Origin of the sequence: Ancylobacter mangrovi (genome assembly GCF_024752335.1) — a bacterium.
Lineage (GTDB): Bacteria > Pseudomonadota > Alphaproteobacteria > Rhizobiales > Xanthobacteraceae > Ancylobacter > Ancylobacter mangrovi.
The window spans coordinates 130,077-153,124 of sequence record NZ_JANTHY010000003.1 but is presented as its reverse complement, the minus strand read 5'-3'; the positions used below and the strand labels follow the sequence as shown (position 1 = coordinate 153,124).

General features: G+C 68.7%; 21 protein-coding genes. 9 read left to right on the top strand and 12 right to left on the bottom strand.

Going from position 1 to position 23,048, the window contains the following annotated elements:
- Nucleotides 1-315: 315 nt before the first annotated feature.
- On the top strand, nucleotides 316-1,494 hold the full coding sequence (locus tag NVS83_RS10440) for an MFS transporter (protein ID WP_258739243.1): 1,179 nt from the start codon (nucleotides 316-318) through the stop codon (nucleotides 1,492-1,494).
- A 7-nt stretch (nucleotides 1,495-1,501) separates the two neighbouring features.
- Here NVS83_RS10440 and NVS83_RS10435 read toward each other — a convergent pair whose 3' ends face one another.
- Entirely contained in the window at nucleotides 1,502-2,989 is a 1,488-nt protein-coding gene (locus tag NVS83_RS10435) for an aldehyde dehydrogenase family protein (RefSeq protein WP_258739242.1), read from the bottom strand.
- 318 nt (nucleotides 2,990-3,307) lie between these two features.
- On the opposite strand from NVS83_RS10435, the gene NVS83_RS10430 reads away from it, so the two are divergent.
- Entirely contained in the window at nucleotides 3,308-3,805 is a 498-nt protein-coding gene (locus tag NVS83_RS10430) for a flavin reductase family protein (protein ID WP_258739241.1), read from the top strand.
- 48 nt (nucleotides 3,806-3,853) lie between these two features.
- Here NVS83_RS10430 and NVS83_RS10425 read toward each other — a convergent pair whose 3' ends face one another.
- Entirely contained in the window at nucleotides 3,854-5,173 is a 1,320-nt protein-coding gene (locus NVS83_RS10425) for an MFS transporter (RefSeq protein ID WP_258732904.1), read from the bottom strand.
- Nucleotides 5,174-5,369: 196 nt separating this feature from the next.
- Between NVS83_RS10425 and cyoA the strand changes: the two genes are divergently transcribed.
- From cyoA to NVS83_RS10400, 5 genes are read left to right on the top strand one after another with little or no spacing between them, the layout of a single operon-like run.
- Nucleotides 5,370-6,569 (top strand): ubiquinol oxidase subunit II, encoded by a 1,200-nt coding sequence (gene cyoA, locus NVS83_RS10420; protein ID WP_258732905.1) that lies wholly within the window; start codon nucleotides 5,370-5,372, stop codon nucleotides 6,567-6,569.
- An 8-nt stretch (nucleotides 6,570-6,577) separates the two neighbouring features.
- Nucleotides 6,578-8,587 carry a cytochrome o ubiquinol oxidase subunit I gene (gene cyoB / locus NVS83_RS10415; protein WP_258739240.1) on the top strand — a complete coding sequence of 670 codons (2,010 nt, stop codon included), beginning with the start codon at nucleotides 6,578-6,580 and terminating at the stop codon, nucleotides 8,585-8,587.
- Nucleotides 8,584-9,210: a cytochrome o ubiquinol oxidase subunit III gene (gene cyoC, locus NVS83_RS10410; protein WP_258739239.1), complete on the top strand. Its 627-nt coding sequence runs from the start codon at nucleotides 8,584-8,586 to the stop codon at nucleotides 9,208-9,210. Before cyoB ends, cyoC begins: the two co-directional genes overlap by 4 nt.
- Nucleotides 9,207-9,626, top strand: coding sequence for a cytochrome o ubiquinol oxidase subunit IV (gene cyoD, locus NVS83_RS10405; protein WP_258739238.1), 420 nt, complete (start codon nucleotides 9,207-9,209; stop codon nucleotides 9,624-9,626). The genes cyoC and cyoD overlap by 4 nt, the downstream gene beginning before the upstream one ends.
- A gap of 35 nt (nucleotides 9,627-9,661) precedes the next feature.
- On the top strand, nucleotides 9,662-10,372 hold the full coding sequence (locus tag NVS83_RS10400) for an SURF1 family protein (protein WP_258739237.1): 711 nt from the start codon (nucleotides 9,662-9,664) through the stop codon (nucleotides 10,370-10,372).
- A 23-nt stretch (nucleotides 10,373-10,395) separates the two neighbouring features.
- Here the strand turns inward: NVS83_RS10400 and NVS83_RS10395 are convergent, their stop codons facing one another.
- Nucleotides 10,396-10,755 carry a winged helix-turn-helix transcriptional regulator gene (locus tag NVS83_RS10395; RefSeq protein ID WP_374115039.1) on the bottom strand — a complete coding sequence of 120 codons (360 nt, stop codon included), beginning with the start codon at nucleotides 10,753-10,755 and terminating at the stop codon, nucleotides 10,396-10,398.
- Between the two features lie 103 nt (nucleotides 10,756-10,858).
- Here NVS83_RS10395 and NVS83_RS10390 point away from each other — a divergent pair, with 103 nt between their 5' ends.
- Entirely contained in the window at nucleotides 10,859-11,443 is a 585-nt protein-coding gene (locus tag NVS83_RS10390) for an FMN-dependent NADH-azoreductase (RefSeq protein WP_258739236.1), read from the top strand.
- 54 nt (nucleotides 11,444-11,497) lie between these two features.
- Here the strand turns inward: NVS83_RS10390 and NVS83_RS10385 are convergent, their stop codons facing one another.
- Both NVS83_RS10385 and NVS83_RS10380 read right to left on the bottom strand, forming a co-directional pair.
- Nucleotides 11,498-11,962 (bottom strand): nuclear transport factor 2 family protein, encoded by a 465-nt coding sequence (locus NVS83_RS10385; RefSeq protein WP_258739235.1) that lies wholly within the window; start codon nucleotides 11,960-11,962, stop codon nucleotides 11,498-11,500.
- A gap of 62 nt (nucleotides 11,963-12,024) precedes the next feature.
- Nucleotides 12,025-12,912 carry an aldo/keto reductase gene (locus tag NVS83_RS10380; RefSeq protein ID WP_258739234.1) on the bottom strand — a complete coding sequence of 296 codons (888 nt, stop codon included), beginning with the start codon at nucleotides 12,910-12,912 and terminating at the stop codon, nucleotides 12,025-12,027.
- A gap of 244 nt (nucleotides 12,913-13,156) precedes the next feature.
- Between NVS83_RS10380 and NVS83_RS10375 the strand changes: the two genes are divergently transcribed.
- Entirely contained in the window at nucleotides 13,157-13,999 is an 843-nt protein-coding gene (locus NVS83_RS10375; protein ID WP_258739233.1) for a PPK2 family polyphosphate kinase, read from the top strand.
- A gap of 37 nt (nucleotides 14,000-14,036) precedes the next feature.
- On the opposite strand, the gene NVS83_RS10370 is transcribed toward NVS83_RS10375, so the two are convergent.
- From NVS83_RS10370 to NVS83_RS10340, 7 genes are all read right to left on the bottom strand, one after another.
- Nucleotides 14,037-16,361, bottom strand: coding sequence for a Tex family protein (locus NVS83_RS10370; RefSeq protein WP_258739232.1), 2,325 nt, complete (start codon nucleotides 16,359-16,361; stop codon nucleotides 14,037-14,039).
- A 175-nt stretch (nucleotides 16,362-16,536) separates the two neighbouring features.
- Nucleotides 16,537-17,472 carry an acetamidase/formamidase family protein gene (locus tag NVS83_RS10365; protein WP_258732915.1) on the bottom strand — a complete coding sequence of 312 codons (936 nt, stop codon included), beginning with the start codon at nucleotides 17,470-17,472 and terminating at the stop codon, nucleotides 16,537-16,539.
- A gap of 35 nt (nucleotides 17,473-17,507) precedes the next feature.
- Nucleotides 17,508-18,200, bottom strand: a complete 693-nt coding sequence (gene urtE, locus NVS83_RS10360) for an urea ABC transporter ATP-binding subunit UrtE (RefSeq protein ID WP_258739231.1) — start codon at nucleotides 18,198-18,200, stop codon at nucleotides 17,508-17,510.
- A gap of 2 nt (nucleotides 18,201-18,202) precedes the next feature.
- Complete coding sequence (urtD, locus tag NVS83_RS10355) at nucleotides 18,203-18,931, bottom strand: urea ABC transporter ATP-binding protein UrtD (protein WP_258739230.1); 729 nt, start codon at nucleotides 18,929-18,931, stop codon at nucleotides 18,203-18,205.
- On the bottom strand, nucleotides 18,931-20,025 hold the full coding sequence (gene urtC, locus NVS83_RS10350; protein ID WP_258739229.1) for an urea ABC transporter permease subunit UrtC: 1,095 nt from the start codon (nucleotides 20,023-20,025) through the stop codon (nucleotides 18,931-18,933). The genes urtD and urtC overlap by 1 nt, the downstream gene beginning before the upstream one ends.
- Nucleotides 20,022-21,629: an urea ABC transporter permease subunit UrtB gene (gene urtB / locus NVS83_RS10345; RefSeq protein WP_258739228.1), complete on the bottom strand. Its 1,608-nt coding sequence runs from the start codon at nucleotides 21,627-21,629 to the stop codon at nucleotides 20,022-20,024. Before urtB ends, urtC begins: the two co-directional genes overlap by 4 nt.
- A 66-nt stretch (nucleotides 21,630-21,695) precedes the next feature.
- Complete coding sequence (locus NVS83_RS10340; RefSeq protein WP_258739227.1) at nucleotides 21,696-22,937, bottom strand: transporter substrate-binding protein; 1,242 nt, start codon at nucleotides 22,935-22,937, stop codon at nucleotides 21,696-21,698.
- Nucleotides 22,938-23,048: the final 111 nt, after the last annotated feature.

Below are 23,048 nucleotides of genomic sequence, written 5' to 3'. Positions count from 1 at the left end.
TAGCAAGACCCGGTCCGCGACCGGGCGGCGCGGTCTCGCGCCCCGGGGGCGCCCGCTTTCTCAAGCCGCGCCTGAGATTCTGCGACACGCCGCGCAACGGCGAGACGTCCCGCGCAGTGAAGGCGAGCGGGATCGCCCCTTTTCCGCGGACCGCCGGGCATAACTCGCCGCGAACGCCCCGCGCCTGTTGCGGTTCGCCGGCCGCTGGCGTTGATGCGGGGCCGACGCCGCCCCGGCAGGCGGATGGCACGCATCGTGCCGGGGCAGGCGCATGGCAGGCGGCGGCGCCGTCGTCGAGATCGGTTGGGAACGTGCATGATTGAGTATTCCGCCGCGCGCGAGGAACGCGCGCTGGCTGCGTCGCGTCTGGCCGCGTCGGCCATCTTCTTCGTGGGCGGCGCCGGACTGACGGTGTGGGCGACCTTCATCCCGCTGCTGAAGGTGCGGGCCGGGCTCGACGACGCGCAGATCGGCATGGTGCTGCTGTGCGTCTCGCTCGGCTGCCTGTGCGGCATGCCGGCGGCCGGCGTGCTGCGCCCGCGCCTCGGGCCGATCCGCTCCGGCGCGCTAGCGGGTATCGCCTTCGCCGCCGCCATATGCGCGCCGGGGCTGGGCTGGTCGATGCCGCTGCTGGCGGGCGCGGCCTATCTCATCGGACTGAGCTTCGGCTTCCTCGACGTGTGCATCAACGCCCATGTCTCCGCGCTCGAGCGCGAGCTCGGCCGGCCCATCATGTCGTCCGCCCACGCCTTCTTCAGCATCGGCAACGTGTCGGGAGCGCTGATCGGCGGCGTGCTGATCGGCGCCGGGCTCGGCATCCCCGCCGGGCTCGGCATCGCCAGCCTGCTGCTGATCGCGATCGCCGCGATCGCCTCGTCCTGGCTGTGGCTTCCCGAGGCTCATGTTCGCGAGGCGCACAGCACCTCGGTGTTCCAGCTCCCGAGCCGGACCATCATCGGCCTCGGCGTACTCACCGTGCTCGCCTTCATCGTCGAGCTGGCGCTGATCGACTGGGGCGCGCTGTACCTGGTGCAGGTCACCGGCTCCCCGCCGGCGCAGGCGGCCTATGGCGTGGCGGCGTTCTCGCTCGCCATGGCGATCGGGCGCTTCCGCGGCGACCGGATCGTGCATCGCTACGGCGAGGTGGCGACGATCCGGGTCTCGGCGGTGATCGCCATCATCGGCATCGCCGCCATCGTGCTGGCGCCCACGGCACTGATCGCCCTGCCCGGCTTCGCGGTGGCGGGGTTCGGCATCGCCAACATGGTGCCGATCCTGTTCTCGCTCAGCGGCCGGATGCCGGGGGTGGCGCCGACCGCCGGCATCGCCATGACGGTCACTATCGCCTATGGCGGCGGCCTGTTCGGGCCGCCGCTGGTCGGCTTCGTCGCCCATACGCAGGGCATGCGCGCCGCCTTCGTCATGCTGATCGGCGGCGCGCTGGTCATCACGGCGCTGGTGCGCTGGATCATCCCGCGCAACCTGCGCCAGTGAGCCGCCCTCAGGCGAGCTTCATCACCACCGCCTTGGTCTCGAGATAGGCGTCGAGATGCTCGGTGCCGGACTCGCGCCCGTAGCCGCTGGTCTTGTAGCCGCCGAACGGGACCACCGGGTCGAGGCCGCCATAGGTGTTCACCCACACCGTGCCGGTGCGGATCGCCTTGGCCATGCGGTGGGCGGTCGTGACGCTGCCTGTCCACACCCCGCCGCCGAGGCCGAACACCGTGTCGTTGGCGATCGCGGCCGCTTCCTCCAGCGTGTCGAAGGGGATGGCCGCGGCCACCGGGCCGAAGATCTCCTCGCGGGCGACGCGCATGGTGTTGTCCACGCGGCTCAGCACGGTCGGCTCGAAGAAGAAGCCGTCCTTCAGCGCGCCCTCGGTCAGGCGCCGCCCGCCGGTGGTGGCGGTCGCGCCCTCGCCGAGGCCGATCTCCATGTAGTCGCTGACGCGGTCGAGCTGCTTGGCGTTGACCACCGGGCCGATCTGGGTCGCCGGGTCGAGCCCGTTGCCGACCTTGAGCGACTTCGCATAGTCGCTCACCCGCGCGACGAACTCCTCGTAGATCGGGCGCTGCACCAGGAGCCGCGTGCCGGCGCAGCAGATCTGCCCGGTATTGGCGAACACGCCCATGCCGGCGCCGGCGACGGCGGCGTCCATGTCGCAATCGGCGAAGATGACGTCCGGCGACTTGCCGCCCAGCTCCAGCGTCACCCGCTTGATGTTGCCCTTCGACGCCTCGATGACCTTGCGGCCGGTGATGTCGGAGCCGGTGAAGGCGACCTTGTCGACGTCCATGTGGCGGGCGAGCGCGGCGCCCGCCTTGTCGCCGAAGCCGGGGACGATGTTGACGACGCCTTCCGGCACGCCGGCCTCGAGCAGCAGTTCGCCGAGGCGCAGCGCGGTCAGCGGCGCGTCCTCGGCGGGCTTCAGCACCATGGTGCAGCCGGTCGCCAGCACCGGGCCGATCTTCCAGATGGTCGAGGTCAGCGGCGCGTTCCACGGGGTGATGGCGCCCACCACGCCGACCGGCTCCTTGAGCGTGTAGGAGAAAACCTCGCCGGGAAAGGAGTTCGGCAGCGTGCCGCCGTGGATCACCGTGCACATGCCGGCATAGAAGCGCGGCAGGCCGAGCGCGCGCTGGCGGCGCGCATGCATCGAGGTGATGGGCGCGCCCATGTCGAGCACGTCGATCAGCGCCAGCGATTCGAAGTGCTTCTCGACCAGGTCGGCGAAGCGCAGCAGGCATTGCTGGCGCTCGAACGGCGTGAAGCGGCTCCACGGCCCGGTGAAGGCGCGCCGCGCGGCGGCGACGGCGAGGTCGATGTCGGCCGCGTCGCCCTCGGCGACGTTGGCGAGCAGTTCGCCCGTTGCCGGGTTGCGGGTCTCGAAGGTCCGGCCCGACAGGGCGGGGACGAACTTGCCGTCGATCAGGAGCTGCTTGGGAAGGCCCCCGACGACATTGGCGGTGACGTCTACATTGATGGTCATGGCGGTACTTTCGGTCCGAAAGGGATGCCGGGAGGTCCGCAAGAGCTATGCCACCCCCAGGTCGCGCGCGCCCGGCCTCGGCGCACGCCCGGTGCGCGCGGGTTAACCCGACGTGGCTGCTCGATTTTCCGATTGTTCCGCGCCCCGGCGAAGCGTCTCCGCCGGCGCCGGCGGCCGTCTCAGTTCAGCGACACTTGTCGCAGCCGGCACCGAGACAGAGGCCCTCTACGGCCCGCAACTGCGTGCGATCGCGACGTGGCACGCGACTTGCGGTCCCGGCGGCAACGTGCCCGCGCGGGCCGCGAAGCGGAGTTCGCCATGATCGATCCAGCCCATTTCAAGCACGGCATGCGCCGCCTCGCCGCCGGCGTGTCGGTGATCACCACCTGCGAGGACGGCCAGCCGCACGGCTTCGTCGCCACATCCGTGACCTCGGTCGCCGCCGATCCGACGCCGACCCTGCTGGTCTGCGTCAACCGCTCGGTGTCCTGCCACGACGTAATCGACAAGTCCGGCTCGTTCTGCGTGAACCTGCTGGCCGAGCCCGATCTCGAGCTCGCCAAGGCGTTCAGCTCCGGCCGGGACCGGCACCTGCGCTTCAGCACGCATGAATGGCGCCCGCTTTCGACCGGCGCGCCGGCGCTGGCCAGCGCGCTGGCCAGCTTCGACTGCGTGCTGACCGAGCGCGTGTCGGTGCACACCCACACCATCTTCCTGGGCAGCGTGGTGGATATCGTCCTGCCGGAGGGGCCGCTCCACCCGCTGATCTATGCCGGCGGGCAGTTCGACACGCTGGGCTCGCGCGTGCGGGCCTGAGGCGCCAAACCGGCCTGACGCATCAGGCCGGCCGGGGGCGCGGGCGGCTCAGCCGGCCGCGGCCAGTTCCAGATTGCGGTTGAACCGCAGCGCCAGCAGCGTGCACAGCGCGCCCGAGAGCAGGTAGGCGCCCGAGGCCCCGAGCCCGAAATGGCTGGAGAGCAGCAGCGCCACCAGCGGCGCGAAGCCGGCGCCGAACAGCCAGGCGAGATCGTTGGTCAGCGCCGAGGCGGTGTAGCGGAAGCGGGGCGCGAAGTTGGTCGCCACCACGCCCGAGGACTGACCGAAGGAGATCCCGAGCAGGCTGAAGGCGAGCACCATGAACACCGTCTCGCCGACCACGCCGCCGGCGAGCAGCAGCGGCGCGAAGCCGCTGAAGATGGCGATCGCCAGCGCCGAGCCGCCGAGCAGCGTGCGCCGCCCGATGCGGTCGGCCACCGTGCCGGAGACGACGACCGCGATCAGGCCGCAGAACGCCGCCATCGCCTCGATCAGCAGGAAGCGGGTCGGCCGCTCCGGGGTGAACAGGAACACCCAGGACAGCGGGAACACCGTCACCATGTGGAACAGCGCGAAGGTGGCGAGCGGCGCGAAGGCGCCCACCAGAATGCCCTTGCCCTCGGCGCGCACCGTGTCCGACACGCGCTGCGGCTCCAGGTCGCCGCTCTCGAACAGCTTCTTGTATTCGGGCGTCACCGCCATGCGCAGCCGCGCGAACAGCGCCACCACGTTGATGGCGAAGGCGACGAAGAACGGGTAGCGCCAGCCCCAGCTGAGGAAGTCCGCCGCGGTGAGGCTGCCGAGGAAGAAGGCGAACAGCGCGCTGGCGATGATGAGGCCGATCGGCGCGCCGAGCTGCGGCAACATCGCGAACCAGCCCCGCCGTCCCTCCGGCGCGGTGATCGCGAGGAGCGGGGCGAGCCCGTCCCAGGTACCGCCCCAGGCGATGCCCTGGCCGATGCGCAGCGCCGCGAGCAGCCAGATCACTGCCGGGCCCAGGCTGTCATAGGAGGGCAGGAAGGCGATCACCACGGTCGAGGTGCCGAGCAGGAAAAGCGCCGAAATGAGCTTGGCGCCGCGCCCGTGCTGCCGGTCGATCGCCATGAAAAGCGTCGTGCCGAAGGGCCGCGCGACGAACGCCAGCGCGAAGATCCCGAAGGAATAGAGCGTGCCCGTCAGGGGATCGACGAAGGGGAAGACCAGCTTCGGAAACACCACCACGGAGGCGATGGCGTAGACGAAGAAGTCGAAGAACTCCGAGGCGCGACCGATGAGAACGCCGACCGCGATCTCGCCCGGATGCACATCATCGTCATGCGCATGAATTCGCCGCGGATCGTGCGTAAGCGTAGAGGTCGATGTCGTCATAGATCTTACCGAAACTGGAATAAATATAACTCTTATCAAGATGCCTATGCGGGCATTCCGATTCCGTCCGACACGGTTATCACCCCCGGCCTCCGAGGGGGATGCGACACTTCGACGTGGTATGCCAGACTTGATATTTCGATTGCTGCGGTGCAGCTATGCCTGCAGCGATCCGATATCATAGGTGTACATTCCGTTGCGTCGCCTTCATCTTCTCGCATTGCTTCCGCTGACGCTCGCTCTTGGTGGCTGCAACTTCGTCGTTCTTGACCCTACGGGTGACGTTGCTGCACAGCAGCGCGACCTTCTGGTCGTATCCACGCTGCTCATGTTGCTTATCATCATACCGGTGATGGCCCTGACGGTGTTCTTCGCCTGGAAGTACCGCGCCTCCAACACCGAGGCCCGCTACGAGCCGAACTGGAGCCACTCCACCCAGATGGAGCTGGTGATCTGGGCCGCGCCGCTGGTGATCATCATCTGCCTCGGCGCCCTCACCTGGATGGGCACGCATCTGCTCGACCCCTATCGCCCGCTCGACCGGCTTGCGGCCGACACCGTGGTGCCCGGCGATGCCAAGCCGCTGGAGGTCGAGGCGGTCGCGCTCGACTGGAAGTGGCTCTTCATCTACCCCGAACAGGGCATCGCCACCGTCAACGATCTCGTGACCCCGGTCGGCCGGCCGCTGCGCTTCCACATCACCTCCTCCTCGGTGATGAACGCCTTCTACGTGCCGACGCTGGCGGGAATGATCTACGCCATGCCGGCCATGACGACCGAGCTCAACGCGGTCGCCAACGCCCCGGTCGAATCGCGCGGCTTCTCCAGCAACTATTCCGGCGCCGGCTTCTCCGGCATGAATTTCCGCTTCCGCGCGGTCGACGATGCCGGCTTCGAGGCCTGGATCGCCAAGGCCAAGCAGGGCACCGACCAGCTCACCCGCGCCGCCTATCTCGAGCTGGAGCGGCCGAGCCAGAACGTGCCGGCCCGCTACTTCTCGGACGTCGACCCGACGCTGTTCAACGCCATCGTCAACCTGTGCGTCCAGCCGGGCAAGATGTGCATGAGCGACATGATGGCGATCGACGCCAAGGGTGGGCTCGGGCTCGAGAGCGTCTCGAACACGCTGCCGCTCAACTATGACAAATATGCCCGCCGTGGCACCGTCTTCGGCGGTCCGGCGAGCTACGTCATAGGCGTGTGCTCGCCCGAGGACATGGCCGACATGCAGATGGGCCGCGCGCCCGCCGCGCCGATCGCGCCCGAACTGCGCGAGGCGGTGCACGGCGCCGGCCTGCCGCTGCCCGGCCTGTTCTCGCCGGCGTCCACCTTCACCCCGATCCGACTGCCGTCGAGCGAGGCCCTCGCGGGCCCGCGCCGGCCCTCCAACTCCTGACGGCCCCCATGAACGAGACACAAGCCATCGAGCCGAGCTTCCTCCTGGGCCGGTTCACCCTCGAGGCCATCCCCTATCACGAGCCCATCCTCGTGGTGACCTTCATCGCGGTCGCCATCGGCGGCATCGCGGTGCTGGGGGCGATCACCTATTTCCGCCTGTGGGGTTATCTCTGGAAGGAGTGGTTCACCAGCGTGGACCACAAGAAGATCGGCATCATGTACATGGTGCTCGGCACCATCATGCTGCTGCGCGGCTTCGCCGACGCCATCATGATGCGCCTGCAGCAGGCGCTCGCCTTCGGCGGCAGCGACGGCTATCTGCCGGCCCACCATTACGACCAGGTCTTCACCGCGCACGGCGTCATCATGATCTTCTTCGTGGCCATGCCGATGGTCACGGGGCTGATGAACTACGTCGTGCCTCTGCAGATCGGCGCGCGCGACGTCTCCTTCCCGTTCCTGAACAACTTCTCGTTCTGGATGACGGTGTCGGGCGCGATCCTGGTCATGACCTCGCTGTTCGTCGGTGAGTTCGCGCGCACCGGCTGGCTCGCCTATCCCCCGCTCTCGGGCATCGCCTACAGCCCGGATGTCGGCGTCGACTACTACATATGGTCGCTGCAGATCGCGGGCGTGGGGACATTGCTGTCCGGCGTGAACCTCATCTGCACCATCGTGAAGATGCGCGCGCCCGGCATGACCATGATGAAGATGCCGATCTTCACCTGGACCGCGCTCTGCACCAACGTCCTGATCGTCGCCGCCTTCCCGATCCTGACCGCGGTGCTCGCCCTGCTCGCCGCCGATCGCTACCTCGGAACCAACTTCTTCACGAACGACTTCGGCGGCAACCCGATGATGTACGTGAACCTGATCTGGATCTGGGGCCACCCGGAGGTCTACATCCTCATCCTGCCGTGCTTCGGCATCTATTCCGAGGTCACCTCGACCTTCTGCGGCAAGCGGCTGTTCGGCTACACCTCCATGGTCTACGCGACGGTGGTCATCACCATCCTGTCGTACCTGGTGTGGCTGCACCACTTCTTCACCATGGGCTCCGGCGCCAGCGTGAATTCCTTCTTCGGAATCACGACCATGATCATCTCGATCCCCACGGGCGCGAAGATGTTCAACTGGCTGTTCACCATGTATCGCGGCCGCATCCGCTTCGAGCTGCCGATGATGTGGACCATCGCCTTCATGCTGACCTTCGTCATCGGCGGCATGACCGGCGTGCTGCTCGCGGTGCCGCCGGCCGACTTCGTGCTGCACAACTCGCTGTTCCTGATCGCGCACTTCCACAACGTGATCATCGGCGGCGTGCTGTTCGGCGCCTTCGCCGGCATGAACTACTGGTGGCCCAAGGCGTTCGGCTTCAAGCTCGACGATTTCTGGGGCAAGTGCTCGTTCTGGTTCTGGGTGGTGGGCTTCTACTTCGCCTTCATGCCGCTCTACGTGCTCGGCCTGATGGGCGTGACGCGGCGCCTGCGCGTGTTCGACGACCCCTCGCTGCACATCTGGTTCATCATCGCGGCGTTCGGCGCGGTGCTCATCGCCTGCGGCATCGCCTGCCTGCTGATCCAGATCGGCGTCAGCATCCTGCGGCGCGAGCAGCTTCGCGACACCACGGGCGACCCGTGGGACTCGCGCACGCTGGAATGGGCGACCTCCTCGCCGCCGCCGGACTACAACTTCGCCTTCACGCCGGTCGTGCACGATCTCGACGCGTGGTGGGACATGAAGGCCCGTGGCTACAGCCGTCCGCTCGCCGGCTTCAAGCCGATCCACATGCCGAGGAGCTCCGGCACCGGCCCGATCCTGGCGGCGATCTCCTTCGTCCTCGGCTTCGCGCTGATCTGGTACATCTGGTGGCTCGCCGCGATCGCCTTCGTCGCCCTGATCGGCACCGCGATCGGCCACACCTTCAACTACAACCGCGACTTCGACATCCCCGCCGATGACGTCGCCCGCACGGAGGACGCGCGCACCCGGCTGCTCGCGCAGGTGAACGCATGAATTCCGTCATGACGACCGCCGACCAGGCGCCCGTCTTCTACGAGGTCGACGAGCACCCGCACCCGGAAGGCCACAGCACCTCGCTGGGCTTCTGGATCTACCTGATGAGCGACTGCCTCATCTTCGCGGCGCTGTTCGCGGTCTATGGCGTGCTGAACGGCAACTTCGCCGCCGGCCCGGGGCCGAAGGAGCTGTTCGAGCTGCCGCTGGTGGCGCTCAACACCACCATGCTGCTGTTCTCCTCCATCACCTATGGCTTCGCCATGCTGACGATGGAGAAGGACCGCGTCGCCGCGACCCAGGCCTGGCTCGTCGTCACCGCGCTGTTCGGCCTCGCCTTCCTCGGCATCGAGCTCTACGAGTTCCACCACCTCATCGCCGAGGGCGCGACGCCCCAGCGCAGCGCGTTCCTGTCCGCCTTCTTCACGCTGGTGGGCACGCACGGGCTGCACGTCACCTTCGGCACCATCTGGCTGGTGACGCTGATGGTTCAGGTCGCCCGGCGCGGGCTGATCACCGCCAACAAGCGCCGGCTGATGTGCCTGTCCATGTTCTGGCACTTCCTCGACGTGATCTGGATCGGCGTCTTCACCTTCGTCTATCTGATGGGAATGGTGCGATGAGCGCTCACGACACCACCGCCGGTCACGCGCACGACGACACCGGCGCCCTTTCGCCCGTCCATCACGGGCACGAGGATCACGGCGCCGAGCCGCACGGCTCGCTGCGCGGCTATCTCATCGGCTTCGGCCTGTCGGTCGTCCTCACCGCCATCCCGTTCTGGCTGGTGATGACCGGGGTGCTGGGCAACGCGACCGCGACGGCGCTGGCCATCATGGGCTTCGCCGCCGTGCAGATCGTGGTGCACATGATCTACTTCCTGCACATGAACTTCCGCTCCGAGGGCGGCTGGACCATGCTGGCGCTGGTGTTCACCCTGATCCTGGTGGTGATCACGCTCGCCGGCTCGCTGTGGGTCATGTACCACCTCAACACCAACATGATGCCCGGCGCCTACGAATCGAGACCGATGCCGTGAGCCATGCGCCTGCCGGGGCGCGGGGGGAGACGACGATGCTCGCGCGGGACCCGCTCCCGCGCCGCGGGCGGGGACTGCCGCTGGTCCTGTGCGCGCTGTTCGCGCTCGTCTTCACCGCGCTCGGCGTCTGGCAGGTGCAGCGCCTTTCCTGGAAGCTCGACCTGATCCACCGGGTCGAGACGCGGATCCACGCCGAACCGGGCCCTGCCCCCTCGCCGGCGGCCTTCACGCCCGACGACGCCTATCGCCGCGTGCGCCTCACCGGGCATTTCCTGAACGGACGCGAGACGCTGGTGAAGGCCGTCACCGAGCTTGGCGGCGGGTTCTGGGTGGTCACGCCCTTCGTAACCGACGAGGGCTTCACCGTGCTGGTCAATCGCGGCTTCGTCCCGCCCGAGCGGCGCGCGCCCGACAGCCGCGGGACGGCGGCGGACGAGGCGCCCGCGAGCATCACTGGGTTGATCCGCCTCACCGAGCCCGGCGGCGCGTTCCTGCGCTCAAACGATCCGCAGGCCGGCCGCTGGTACTCGCGCGACGTCGCCGCCATCGCGAGCGCCCGCGGCCTCGGTGCCGTCGCGCCCTATTTCGTCGACGCCGAGGCGGCGCCGGGAGCCACCGACTACCCGGTCGGCGGGCTGACGGTGGTGCGCTTCGCCAACAACCATCTCAGCTACGCGCTGACCTGGTTCGCCATGGCCGCCATGAGCGTCGCGGCGGGCGTGCTGGTCTGGCGCCGCCGGATCTAGGCCGGCCGGCGCGCGACGTTCCGTCAGCGCGGCTCGCGGGCGTCGAACTCTGCCCGCCGGGAGTCGATCTCGGGCAGGTGGTCCCTCACCCAGCTCCCGAGCCGCATGCCCTCGGCGGCGAGCGAGAGGCCGAGCGGGGTCAGCGCATATTCGACCTGCGGCGGCAGGGTGGGGTGGACCGTGCGCGTCACCATGCCGTCGCGCTCGAGCGCCTTCAGCGTCCGGGTCAGCATCTGCTGGGAGATGCCCTCCACCGCGCGGCGGATGCGGTTGAAGCGCAGCGGCCCGTCATTGAGCGCCACCGCCACCCGCAAGGTCCAGCGGTCGCCGATCCGGCCCAGAAGCTCGCCGATCTGCGTACATTCATGGTGTGATGGCTTCATGTCGGTCATATCCATATGACCTCACCTCAAAAATATGCGTTCTTGTGAGATCTGCCGGGGCTTCGTACCTCCATGTGGACACGTTTTCACATGGACCTACCCGATGAAACTCCTGCACGTCGATTCCAGCATCCAGGCCGATTCGTCCGCCAGTCGAGCGATTACCTCCGAGATCGTCAAGCAGTTCCGCGCGCGCGATCCCGGCCTCGAGATCGACTATCGCGACCTCGCCGCCGCGCCGCTGCCCCACCTCTCCTTTGCCGGCCTCGCGACGCCCGAAGCGCAGGCGGTGCTGGAGGACTTCCTCGCCGCCGACATCGTGGTCATCGGCGCGCCGATGTACAATTTCACCGTCTCCAGCCAGCTCAAGGCGTGGCTCGATCACATCCTGATCGCCGGCCGCACCTTCAGCTACGGCCCTGAGGGCGTCACCGGCCTCGCCGGCGGCAAGCGCGTGGTGGTCGCGCTCTCGCGCGGCGGGCTCTATTCGGAGGGAATGCCGGGCGCGGCGAACGAGCATGCCGAGACCTATCTGCGCGCCGTGCTCGGCTTCATCGGCATCGCCGATCCCGAGTTCATCGTCGCCGAGGGTGTCGCGCTCGGCCCGGACCAGCGCCAGGCGGCGCTTGAGGCCGCGCTCGCCCGCTCCGCGCCGGTCGCCGGCAGCGTGCTGGCCCGCGCCGCCTGAGAACGCACCGGTGCCCCGCTCCCGCGCAACAGCGTGCCGGGAGCGGGGTTCGGCTCAGAAGCCGAAATCGCTGAGGCCGGGGTGCTCGTCCGGCCGCCGGCCGAGCGGCCAGTGGAACTTGCGCTCGCTCTCCGCAATCGGATGCTCGTTGATGGAGGCGAGGCGCCGGCGCATCAGCCCGTCCTCGTCGAACTCCCAGTTCTCGTTGCCATAGGCGCGGAACCAGGTGCCGCTGTCGTCATGGAACTCATAGGCGAAGCGCACCGCGATGCGGTTGCCGGTGAACGCCCATAATTCCTTGATCAGGCGATAGTCCAGCTCGCGCGCCCATTTGCGGGTGAGGAAGGCGACGATCGCTTCGCGGCCGTTGACGAATTCGGCGCGGTTGCGCCAGGCGCTGTCGACCGTATAGGCCAGCGACACCTTGGCCGGGTCGCGGCTGTTCCAGCCGTCCTCGGCGAGGCGGACCTTCTCGGTCGCGCTCTCCTCGGTGAAGGGGGGAAGGGGCGGACGGGACATGGGCTGTTTCCTTCAGCTTCAACGAATGCGGGCCGCAGCACGCTGCGGCGGCCCGCTCGCGCTCAGGGACGAGCGAGCGCGCTCAAGCCGGCGAAATCCTCTTCGGAGAGCGCGATCGAGGCCGCCGCGACGTTCTCTTCCAGATGCGCCCGCTTCGAGGTGCCCGGGATCGGCAGCATCACCGGGCTGCGCTTCAGCACCCAGGCGAGCGCGATCTGGCCCGGGCTCGCCGCGTATTTGTGAGCCAGCGCGTCAACCACGCCGCCGGGACGGGCGAGATCGCCGGCCGCGAGCGGGAACCACGGGATGAAGCCGATGGCGTTGCGCTCGCAATAGTCCAGCACCGCCTCGCTGGCACGGTCGGCGAGATTGTAGCGGTTCTGCACCGTGGCGACGGGAAAGACCTTACGCGCCGCCTCGATGTCCTCGACCGAGACCTCGCTGAGGCCGGCGAAGCGGATCACGCCCTCGTCGAGGAGCTGGCGCACCGCCGCAAACTGCTCGTCGCGCGGCACCGCCGGGTCGATGCGGTGGAGCTGCCACAGGTCGATCCGCTCGACGCCGAGCAGCTCGCGGCTGCGATGGGCCTGGCCGATCAGGTAGTCGGGCTTGCCGTTGGGCGTCCAGACGCTCGGTCCCGGCCGCAGCAGCCCGCCCTTGGTGGCGACGAACAGCCCCTCATAGGGATGCAGCGCCTCGCGGATCAGCTTCTCCGACACTTCGGGACCGTAGGAATCGGCGGTGTCGATGAAGTCGACGCCGAGCTCGGGCAGCGCCTTCAGCGTGCGCAGCGCCTCGGCGCGGTCGGCCGGCTCGCCCCAGATGCCGGGGCCGGTCAGGCGCATGGCGCCGAAGCCGAGACGATGGACCGCCCGCTCGCCGCCGATGCGGAACGAGCCGGCGGCGGAAGCACTGATGGCGGAGGAGGGGGAAGCGGAGGTGGGAGACATGAAGCACCCTTGATGTCGCGGTCGAACGGACAGAATTGCTGGCCGCAAGGTAGTCCTTTCTGCCGCCCTGTCTTCCCGATCCGAACGTGCCGCGACGCCAGCGAGGGCAACGCCGGAGTCATCTCTTCGTGTACGGGGCCGAGACTGCCGCCGACCGGATGCGGTTTTTCCTCGATCCCGGCTTCAGCCTGCGCGGTTAAGATGGCGGGAAACGTCGCTGACGTCCCGCAGCGAGGAGGGCCGCATGAGCCTGCGCAAGAAATTCGTCGTCGAGCCCGGCACCCGGATCAGGCTGAAGGACGTCGACGCCTCCTTCCACGGCGACTATGCCTCCGCCGAGCACGCCAAGGAGGACCTCGCGCGCAAGGTGGCACGCCTCGCCGAGCTGCAGCAGAAGCTGTTCGCCGAGAAGAAGCACGCGCTGCTGGTGGTGCTGCAGGGCATCGACGCTGCCGGCAAGGACGGCACCTGCTGGCACGTCATGGCAGCGATGAACCCGCTCGGCACCTATGTGAAGAGCTTCAAGCAGCCGACCGAGCAGGAGCTGCGGCACGATTTCCTGTGGCGCGTGCATCCCTTCGCGCCCGGGCTCGGCCAGGTCGCCGTGTTCAACCGGTCGCATTACGAGAACGTGCTGGTGGTGCGGGTGCACGAGCTGGCGCCGAAGCCGGTCTGGTCGACCTATTACGACACCATCAACGCCTTCGAGACGACGCTCGCCAATGCCGGCGTCACCATCCTCAAATTCTTCCTCTACATCACGCCCGAGGAACAGCTCGAGCGCTTCCGCCAGCGCCTCGACGACCCGGCGCGGCAATGGAAGATCAGCGAATCCGACTACACCGAGCGCGCCTGCTGGAACCAGTACATCGAGGCCTATGAGGACATGCTGGAGAAGTGCTCGACGGCGCACGCGCCGTGGTACGTCATCCCCTCCAACCACAAATGGTTCCGCAACCTCGCGGTCTCCAGCATCATCGAGGCGACGCTCGACGACATGAAGCTGCAACTGCCCGAGCCGAGCGTCGATATCGACGAGATCCGCCGCAAATACCATCAGGCGGCGAAGGAAGGCTCGCCGCACTGACCATTTGTAGCCGGCCAACTACAAGCCCCTCGACTTTTTACCGCCGCTTCAGCGCGTCCATCAGCGCGGCGCCGAGCGCGCCCTGCGGCTCGCGTGCCGGCGCCTTGGCGGGTGGGCGGACGCCGCCCGGCTTGCCCCGCTCCTCGCGGGCGCCGCGCCCGGGCGCGTCCCGCCCGGCCGGCCCGCCGGCCTCGCGGCGCATGGAGAGGGCGATGCGCTTGCGCTTCAGGTCGATATCCAGCACCCGCACCTTCACCACGTCGCCGACCTTCACCACCTCATGGGCGTCCTTCACGAAGCGGTCGGCGAGCTGGGAGACGTGCACCAGCCCGTCCTGATGCACGCCGATGTCGACGAAGGCGCCGAAGGCGGCGACGTTCGTCACCGTACCCTCCAGCTCCATGCCGGGCTTGAGGTCCTTCATCTCCGAGACGTCCTCGGCGAAGGTCGCAGTGCGGAAGGCCGGGCGCGGGTCGCGGCCCGGCTTTTCCAGCTCGGCGATGATATCGCGCACCGTCGGCAGGCCGAAGCGCTCATCGGCGAAGGCACGCGGGTCCACCGCCCCCAACGCCGCGCTGTCGCCCATCAGCGTGCGCAGGTCGCGCCCGCAGGCGGCGACGATCCGGCGCGCCACGCCATAGGCCTCGGGATGCACGGCCGAGGCGTCGAGCGGCTCGGAACCGTCGCGGATGCGCAGGAAGCCGGCGCACTGCTCGAAGGTGCGCGGGCCGAGCCGCGCCACGTCGAGAAGCTGGCGGCGGCTGGCGAAGGGGCCGTTGGCGTCGCGATGCGCCACCACCGCCTCGGCAAGCGAGGCGCCGAGGCCCGACACCCGCGCCAGCAGCGAGGCGGAAGCTGTGTTGAGGTCGACGCCGACCGCGTTTACCGCGTCCTCGACCACGCCGTCGAGCGCGCGCGCCAGGTGATACTGGTCGACATCGTGCTGGTACTGGCCGACGCCGATCGACTTCGGCTCGATCTTCACCAGTTCGGCGAGCGGGTCCTGCAGCCGCCTTGCGATCGAGACCGCGCCCCGCAGCGAGACGTCGAGGCCGGGGAACTCGGCGGCCGCCGCCTCCGAGGCCGAATAGACCGAGGCGCCGGCCTCCGAGACCACCACCTTGATCGGCTTGGGCGGCGGCATGTCGGCGAGCATCTCGGCCACCAGCTTCTCGGTCTCGCGGCTGCCGGTGCCGTTGCCGATCGCCACCAGCTCGACGCCGTGCCGGCGGATCAGGCTCGCGAGCTCGCCCTGCGTGCCGCGCAAATCGTTCTTCGGCGGGAAGGGATAGACGGTGGTCGTCGTCACCAGCTTGCCGGTGCCGTCCACCACCGCCACCTTGACGCCGGTGCGGATGCCCGGATCGAGCCCCATCGTCGCCCGCGAGCCGGCCGGCGCGGCGAGCAGCAGATCCTTGAGGTTGCGCGCGAAGACGTTGATGGCCTCGGTCTCCGCCCGCATCCGCAGTTCGGTCATGAGGTCGATCGACAGATGGAGCGCGAGCTTGACCCGCCAGGTCCAGCCGGCCACCTCCATCAGCCAGGCGTCGCCCGGCAGCCGCGCGCCGATGTCGTAGGCCTCGGCGATCATCCGCACCGCCGGCTTCACCGGCGCGGGATCGTCCGCATCCGCCTCGATCTCCAGCGCCAGCACCTCCTCGTTGCGCCCGCGCAACATGGCGAGCGCGCGGTGGCTCGGCACGTTCGCCCAGCGCTCCACATGGTCGAAATAGTCGGAGAACTTGGCGCCCGCCTCCTGCTTGCCGTCGACCACACGCGCGCGCAGGCTGGCATTGGCCTTCAGGTAGCCGCGCAGCCGGCCGATCAGCTCCGCATTCTGGGCGAACTGCTCGGAGAGGATGTCGCGCGCGCCTTCCAGCGCGCTCTTCGCGTCCGGCACCTCGTCGGTGAGATAGGTCTTGGCGAGCTCCGCCGGCACCTGCGCGCGGTCCGCCAGGATCGCCTCGGCCAGCGGGCCGAGGCCGCGCTCGCGGGCGATGTCGGCCCGGTTCCGGCGCTTCGGCTTGAACGGCAGGTAGATGTCCTCGAGCTCGGCCTTGGTCGCCGCCCCGGCGATCGCCGCCTCGAGCTCGTCGGTCAGCTTGCCCTGCTGGCGCACGGATTCGAGGATCGCGCCGCGCCGCGCCTCCAGCTCGCGCAGATAGATCAGCCGCTCGCCGAGCAGGCGGAGCTGGGTGTCGTCGAGCCCGCCGGTCGCCTCCTTGCGGTAGCGCGCGATGAAGGGAATGGTGGCCCCCTCGTCGAGCAGGGCGATGGCGGCGGCCGCCTGCGGGGGCCGCGCGCCGATCTCGTCGGCGATCTGGCGGGCAAGGCGGGCGGCGAGGGAAGAGCTGTCGGTCATGCGCAACACGGAATCGCTTCGGGAAGCGAGACCATAGTCAGCCCGGCCCGCCCGCGCCACGCCCCCCGACCTCGGCACCGCCGGCCTGTGGGCGGCGCACGGCGCCGTCGCGCCTCACGCGGGCCGGAGTCCCGGCACCCGCGCGAGCCGCGCCCTCCTCAGAGCAGCGACTTCCTCAGAGCAGCGACTTCGGCAGCATCATGTGGATGCCCTTGTTGCCGTCGACGAGCTGCGTCACCCGCAGGTTCCCCGCCAGCGAGCAGAGCATGTAGGCCTGGTTGCGCGAGAGGTTGGTGCGCTCGCAGATATGCTTGACCATCTGGCGCGTCGCCTGCTTGGCGGCGTCGTCGAGGTCCTCGTCGAGGCCGATTGAGATGAGATGGGTCGCGCTCTCGGCGAACGGCCAGTCGAGCTCCATGTCCTTGCGCAGCGTCAGCCGGAAGGTGCCGGTGACGCCTGTCTCCAGCGCCGTGATGCACACCTCGCCGTCGCCCTGCACGCCGTGGCCGTCGCCGGCAAAGAACAGCGCGCCCTCGTTGAACACCGGCAGATAGAGCGTGGTGCCCGCGCGCAGCTCCTTGTTGTCCATGTTGCCGCCGAACGCGCGCGGCACCGGCGAACCGCAGCGCCCCCAGGCCGGCGGCGGGGCGGTGGCGATGATGCCGAAGAACGGGTCGAGCGGGATCTCCGTGCCCCAGGGCATGACGCAGACATTGCGCGCATGGTCGACCACCGGGTGGATGGTCTCGTAGTCGGTGAAGTCGTCCGGCAGCGTGCCGAGCAGCGGCAGGATGGAGACGAAGCCCCAGTCCTGGCGCACCTTCACGTCGAGGATGTCGACCTGCAGCACGTCCCCGGGCCGGGCGTCCTTCACGAATACCGGCCCGGTGATGAAGTGCGGGCCCGCGCCCTGCGGCAGCGTGTCCAGCGCCAGCGCGTAGTCCTCGGGGACGGGAAGGTTGTCGGGCAGCGTCTCCTTGCCGCCGGCGGGGAAGGAATGCAGCGTCACCACGTCGCCGGAGCTCACCTCCAGGATCGGCGGGGTCGAGCTGTCGAGATAGCCCCAGACCATGTTCTCCGGCGTGGAGGGGATTTCAAAGCGGCGCGACATGCGTAACTCCCGATGCGGTGGGCAAAAAACGAGGATCAGACGGCGATGAAGCGGGTGAGGTTCTCCCGGTTCATTACCTCGGCTCGGCCGGTCTCCACGACCGCGCCGCGCGACAGCACCACGAACGCGTCGGCGGTGGCGATCGCGAAGTCGAGATACTGCTCGACCAGCAGGATCGACATCCGCCCCTTCAGCGCGCGCAGCACCTCGCCGATGGCGGCGACGATGTTGGGCTGGATACCCTCGGTCGGCTCGTCGAGGATGAGGAGCCGTGGGCGGGTGACGAGGGCGCGGGCGATGGCGAGCTGCTGCTGCTGGCCGCCCGAGAGCGCGCCGCCCGAGCGCTTCCACATCTCGCGCAGCACCGGAAACAGGCTCACCGCCTCCTCCACCACCCCGGTGCCATAGGTGCCGTGGGCGCGGGCGGCGGCCTCGATGTTCTCGCCGATGGTGAGCTCGGAGAAGATCTCGCGCCCCTGCGGAACATAGGCGATGCCGGCGCGCGAGCGCCGGTGCGGCGACCAGCCGGTGATGTCCTGCCCGTCCAGCAGCACCCGGCCGGAGGTGGGCGCGAGCAAGCCCATGATGCAGCGCAGGAGCGTGGTCTTGCCCGCCCCGTTGCGCCCGAGCACGGCGAGGCACTCGCCCGGCGCGATGCCGAAGCCGACATGGCGCAGCACCTGGGCCGAGCCGTAATGCTGGTCGAGCTCTTCGATGCGAAACTGCATGTTCAGCGCCCCAGATAGACCTCGACCACCGCCGGGTCCGCCCGCACCCTGTCCATCGAGCCTTCGAACAGCGTGCGCCCCTCGTGCAGCACCGTCACCCGGTCGGCGATGCGCTCGACGAAATCCATGTCGTGCTCGACGACCACTATCGCCCGGTCCGGACGCTTCAGCGCGCGCACCAGGCTTGCCGTGCGCTCGGTCTCCTCGTCGGTGAGGCCGGCGACCGGCTCGTCGAGCATCAGCACCTTGGGCTCGGAGGCGAGCACCATGCCGATCTCCAGCCACTGCTTCTGGCCGTGGCTGAGCGCGCCGGCGAGCGCGTCCGCCTTGTCGGCGAGCCGTACCGTCTCCAGCACCTCGCCGACGCGGTCTTCCAGCGCAGGCGTGTCGAGCCGGCTGCGGAAGCCGACATCGGCGCCGATGGCGATGTGCTGGCGCACGCTCAGCCCCTCGAACACGCTCGGCTTCTGGAACTTGCGGCGGATGCCCGCCCGCGCGATCGCCGCCTCGCTGCGGCCGAGGATCTCGTGCGCGCCGTCGAACAGCACCCGCCCCTGCTTCGGCCGGGTGATACCGGAAATGACGTCGAGCAGCGTCGTCTTGCCCGCCCCGTTGGGGCCGATCACCGCGCGCACCTCGCCATAGTCGATGGCAAGCGAGAGGTCGTCGATCGCCTGGAAGCTGCCGAAGCGCACGCTCAGGCCGTCGACGAGAAGCGCGGTCATCGCCATCAGCGCGCCTCCCCGACTTCGGCCGCGATCCGCTTCGGCCCCATGGGGCGCACCAGCTTCAGCCGGGCGAGGTCGATCAGCCCGTTGGGGAACACCAGCACCACCAGCACGATGAGGCCGGAGAGGATGAAGGGCCACACGTCCGGCGCCGCCGAGGAAAGCCAGAACTTCACCGCGTTGACGAGCAGCGCCCCGATCACCGCGCCGACCAGATGGCCGCGCCCGCCGATCGCCACCCACACCGCGATCTCCAGCGACAGCTCCGGCGAGAGCAGGCGCGGGTTGATGATGCCGACCTGCGGCACGTAGAGCATGCCGGCGATCATCGCGATCACGGCGGACAGGCACCAGACGGTGAGCTTGAGCCGCAGCGTCTCGTAGCCGAGCGTGCGCAGGCGGGTCTCGTCGTCGCGCGTCGCCAGCATCAGCGCGCCGAAGCGGCTGCCGACCAGCCAGCGGCACCCGACCAGCACGCCGGCCAGCACCACCAGCGAGGCCACGGCGAGCCCGGTGATCATGCCGCTGGTGCCCATCGGCCAGCCGAACATGACGGTGAAGCCGGTCATGCCGTTATTGCCGCCGAAACCGGTGTCGTTCCGGAACATCAGCAGCATCGCCACATAGACCAGCGCCTGGGTGATGATGGCGAAATAGACCCCGCTCACCCGCGAGCGGAACGAGACGTAGCCGAACACGCCGGCGATCAGCAGCGTGACGACGACCGCCGCCAGCAGCGCATAGGGGAAGAAATCGAAGCCCGCCCAGTAGAAGGGGAAGTCCTTCCAGCCCATGAACTGGAGGAAGTCCGGCACCGTGCCCGTCACCACGAAGGAGTGCTTCAGGAGGTACATGGCGACGACATAGCCGCCGACGGCGAAGAACAGGCCGTGGCCGAGCGACAATATGCCGAGATACCCCCAGATGAGGTCGAGCGAGAGCGCCAGCACCGCGAAGGCGGCGAGCTGGCCGATCGCGTTGGCGAGGTAGCGCGACAGGCCGAACGGCGTGCCGGCGAACAGCGCCATCGCCAGAGCCACCGCGACGAGCAGCCCGACGAGGCCGAGGAAGGGCCAGTCCGCGGTCCAGCGTTTCATTTGCGCCGCCCCTTCACCGCGAACAGGCCCTCGGGCCGCCATTGCAGGAAGGCGATGATCATCAGCAGCACGATCACCTTGGCCGCAACCGCCCCCCAGAGCGGCTCGATCAGCACGTTGATCTGCCCGATGCCGAGCGCGGCGACAACGGTTCCGGCGATGGTGCCGACCCCGCCGAGCACCACCACCATGAAGCTGTCGATGATGAAGTTCTGCCCCATTTGCGGGTTCACCGAATAGATCGGCGACAGGGCGAGCCCGGCGAGACCCGCGAGCCCGGAGCCGAGCCCGAACGCCATCATGTCGACGCGCCGGGTGGGAATGCCGATGCAGGCCGCCATGTCGCGGTTCTGCGTCACCGCCCGGATGTTGAGCCCGAGCGGCGTCTTGCGCACCACGAGCCAGGTCAGGGTGAGCGTGACGATCGCGAAGGCAATCGCGAACATGCGGTTCCAGGTGAAGATGAAGTCGCCGATCACCGGCACCCCGCCGGAGACGTAGAACGGCGTCTCGAACTGCAGGTTCTGGGTGCCGAACACGACCCGCACCAGGTTGATCAGGAACAGGCTCACCGCCCAGGTGGCGAGCAGGCTCATCAGCGGGCGCCGGTAGAGATGGCGCAGCAGCGAGACCTCGATGGCGATGCCGATGGCGGCGGTGACGAGGAAGGCGGCCGGGATCGCGAGCACGAGGTACCAGTCGAGCAGCGAGGGCGCGGCGTAGCGCAGCCCCTGCTGCACCAGCCAGGTGACATAGGCGCCGATCATGATCAGCTCGCCCTGGGCGAGGTTGATGACCCCCATCAGCCCGAAGATGATGGCGAGGCCGATCGCCGCCATGAACAGGATCGAGGCGAAGCTCAGCCCGTTATAGAGCGTCGCCAGCGCGTCGCCGATGGCGATGCCGCGCTCGATCCGCGCGCTCGCCGCATCCACCGCCCGCCGGAAGTCCTCGTTGGAGGCGTAGGCGGGATCGCTGGTGAGCGCCGAGACTTTGGTCAGCGCCCGGCGGCTGGGGTTCTCCGCGATGCTCGCCAGCGCCCGGATGCGGGCGGCGGGATCCGAGGCGTTGAGCGCGGCGGTCTGCGCCAGCGCGTCGATCTGCTCGCGCAGGCCGGCATCGGTCTCGCTGGCCGCGGCCGCCTCGAGGAGCCCGTCGGGGATCTGCGACGGCTTGCGCTCCAGCGTCTTGAGCGCCGCCTCGCGCGCGCCGACCGCGCTCGCGCTGCGCAGAGCGAGCGCGGCATCGGCGAGCTGGAACACGGAGCGGTTCTTGAGGCTGGCGAGCGGCTTGCGCGCCTTCTCGCCCGGCTCGCGCGGGGCGCGGGTGAGCGCGTCGAGCCCGGCTTCCGCCAGCACCGCGCCCTCCTCGTCGCAGGCGAGGCCGCGCGCCAGCACCGCCCCGGCGAGCGGCGCCGCCCAGGCGCGGTCCTCCGCGCTGCCGTTCGCCGCCACGTCGAGCAGCGCCGTGCCCGCCTGCCCCATCTGCCCCGCATCGCCGCACAGGTCGGCGACGAGCGCGGCGCGGTCGAGCGGCGCCGCCTGGGCACCGGACACCAGCAGCAGGAGGCAGGACAGGAGGATCGGCAGGCGCCAGAAGCTCATCAGGCCATCAAGACGGCCGCCCCGGACAGGACGGCCGCCCCTTCATGTTGCGGGAATGCCGGGGGATCAGCTGTAGGGGCTGAACGGCACCGGCTTCGGCGTGCCTTCCGACTGCCAGAGCACGTCGAAGCCCTGCTTGTCGTTGACCGAGCCGATGAACACGCCGCGCGCGACGTAGTTGTTCTCGCCGGTCATGGAGATCTTGTAGCCCGACGGGCAGTCGAACGTCAGACCGTCGAACGCCTTGGTGACCTCCGGCACGTCGAACGAACCCGCCTTCTGCGCCGCCATCGCCCACAGATGCACCGAGTCGTAGGCCGACACCATCGGGTCGATCGAGACGTCAGCGCTGAAGGGCACGTTGTTGGCCTTCACATAGTCCGCCCAGTTCTTCAGGAAGGTCTGGTTGGCCGGACCCTTGGCGTTCTGCAGATACGCCCAGCAGTTCAGGTGGCCGACCAGCTTCTGGGTGTCGAGGCCCTCGAGGTCGGCCTCCACCATGTCGAGGCCGAGCACCGGGATGTCGGTGGCGAGGATGCCCTGGTTGGCGAATTCGCGCAGGAAGTCCGGGATCGAGGAGCCGACCACGGTCAGCACCACGATCGGCTGCCCGCCGCCCTCGTCGGCGAAGGCGCGGATCTGGTTCACCAGGGTCTGGAAGTTGGAGAAGCCGAAGGGGACGTATTCCTCTTTCCAGGCGCTCTCGGTGATGCCCTTGGTCTTCCAGTAGCCCTTGAGCTGCTTGTTGATGGTGCGCGGCCACACATAGTCCGAGCCGAGCATGAAGAAGCGCTTGGCCGAGACGCCGTCGTCGCTCATCAGGTAGTCGACCGCGGGCAGCACCGAGCTCGCCGGCGGGGAGTTCACATAGACGACGTTCTTGGAGTTCTCGTCGCCCTCGAAATGCAGCGGGTAGTACAGCAGGCCCTTCTCCTGCTCGACCACCGGCAGCACGGTCTTGCGCGACACCGAGGTCCAGCAGCCGAACAGCGCCGCGGCCTTCTCCTGCTGCAGCATCTGCTTGGCGGTCTGGGCGTAGAGCGGCCAGTCGGAGGCCGGGTCGGACACCATCACCTCGATGGTGCGCCCGTTGACGCCGCCCTTGGCGTTGATCTCGTCGGCCGCCATCTTCACCACGTAGTTCAGGCGGCCCTCGAGATTGGCCATGGTGCCGGAGGAGGAGAACAGGCAGCCGAGCTTGACCGGGCCGGACTGTGCCTGCGCGCTGCGCAGGATGGCGGGAGAGGCGAGCCCTGCAACGGCAAGGCCGCTCGCCTGCAGGAGTGAACGCCGCGAGATCTTGACCATGGACGACACCTCAATGTTCGAAGATGCCGCGAATTCTGTTGAGCTACGGCGCGGGCGCAACTTCATATAATGTTCAGCCCTGCCCAAAGCGGCGCCAACCGCGTCCCGCTG

Coding starts and splice junctions, on each gene's coding strand:
- NVS83_RS10440 (WP_258739243.1), top strand. CDS start 316: ATGATTGAGTATTCCGCCGCGCGCGAGGAACGCGCGCTGGCTGCGTCG.
- NVS83_RS10435 (WP_258739242.1), bottom strand. CDS start 2,989: ATGACCATCAATGTAGACGTCACCGCCAATGTCGTCGGGGGCCTTCCC.
- NVS83_RS10430 (WP_258739241.1), top strand. CDS start 3,308: ATGATCGATCCAGCCCATTTCAAGCACGGCATGCGCCGCCTCGCCGCC.
- NVS83_RS10425 (WP_258732904.1), bottom strand. CDS start 5,173: ATGACGACATCGACCTCTACGCTTACGCACGATCCGCGGCGAATTCAT.
- cyoB (WP_258739240.1), top strand. CDS start 6,578: ATGAACGAGACACAAGCCATCGAGCCGAGCTTCCTCCTGGGCCGGTTC.
- cyoC (WP_258739239.1), top strand. CDS start 8,584: ATGAATTCCGTCATGACGACCGCCGACCAGGCGCCCGTCTTCTACGAG.
- cyoD (WP_258739238.1), top strand. CDS start 9,207: ATGAGCGCTCACGACACCACCGCCGGTCACGCGCACGACGACACCGGC.
- NVS83_RS10400 (WP_258739237.1), top strand. CDS start 9,662: ATGCTCGCGCGGGACCCGCTCCCGCGCCGCGGGCGGGGACTGCCGCTG.
- NVS83_RS10395 (WP_374115039.1), bottom strand. CDS start 10,755: ATGAAGCCATCACACCATGAATGTACGCAGATCGGCGAGCTTCTGGGC.
- NVS83_RS10390 (WP_258739236.1), top strand. CDS start 10,859: ATGAAACTCCTGCACGTCGATTCCAGCATCCAGGCCGATTCGTCCGCC.
- NVS83_RS10385 (WP_258739235.1), bottom strand. CDS start 11,962: ATGTCCCGTCCGCCCCTTCCCCCCTTCACCGAGGAGAGCGCGACCGAG.
- NVS83_RS10380 (WP_258739234.1), bottom strand. CDS start 12,912: ATGTCTCCCACCTCCGCTTCCCCCTCCTCCGCCATCAGTGCTTCCGCC.
- NVS83_RS10375 (WP_258739233.1), top strand. CDS start 13,157: ATGAGCCTGCGCAAGAAATTCGTCGTCGAGCCCGGCACCCGGATCAGG.
- NVS83_RS10370 (WP_258739232.1), bottom strand. CDS start 16,361: ATGACCGACAGCTCTTCCCTCGCCGCCCGCCTTGCCCGCCAGATCGCC.
- NVS83_RS10365 (WP_258732915.1), bottom strand. CDS start 17,472: ATGTCGCGCCGCTTTGAAATCCCCTCCACGCCGGAGAACATGGTCTGG.
- urtE (WP_258739231.1), bottom strand. CDS start 18,200: ATGCAGTTTCGCATCGAAGAGCTCGACCAGCATTACGGCTCGGCCCAG.
- urtD (WP_258739230.1), bottom strand. CDS start 18,931: ATGGCGATGACCGCGCTTCTCGTCGACGGCCTGAGCGTGCGCTTCGGC.
- urtC (WP_258739229.1), bottom strand. CDS start 20,025: ATGAAACGCTGGACCGCGGACTGGCCCTTCCTCGGCCTCGTCGGGCTG.
- urtB (WP_258739228.1), bottom strand. CDS start 21,629: ATGAGCTTCTGGCGCCTGCCGATCCTCCTGTCCTGCCTCCTGCTGCTG.
- NVS83_RS10340 (WP_258739227.1), bottom strand. CDS start 22,937: ATGGTCAAGATCTCGCGGCGTTCACTCCTGCAGGCGAGCGGCCTTGCC.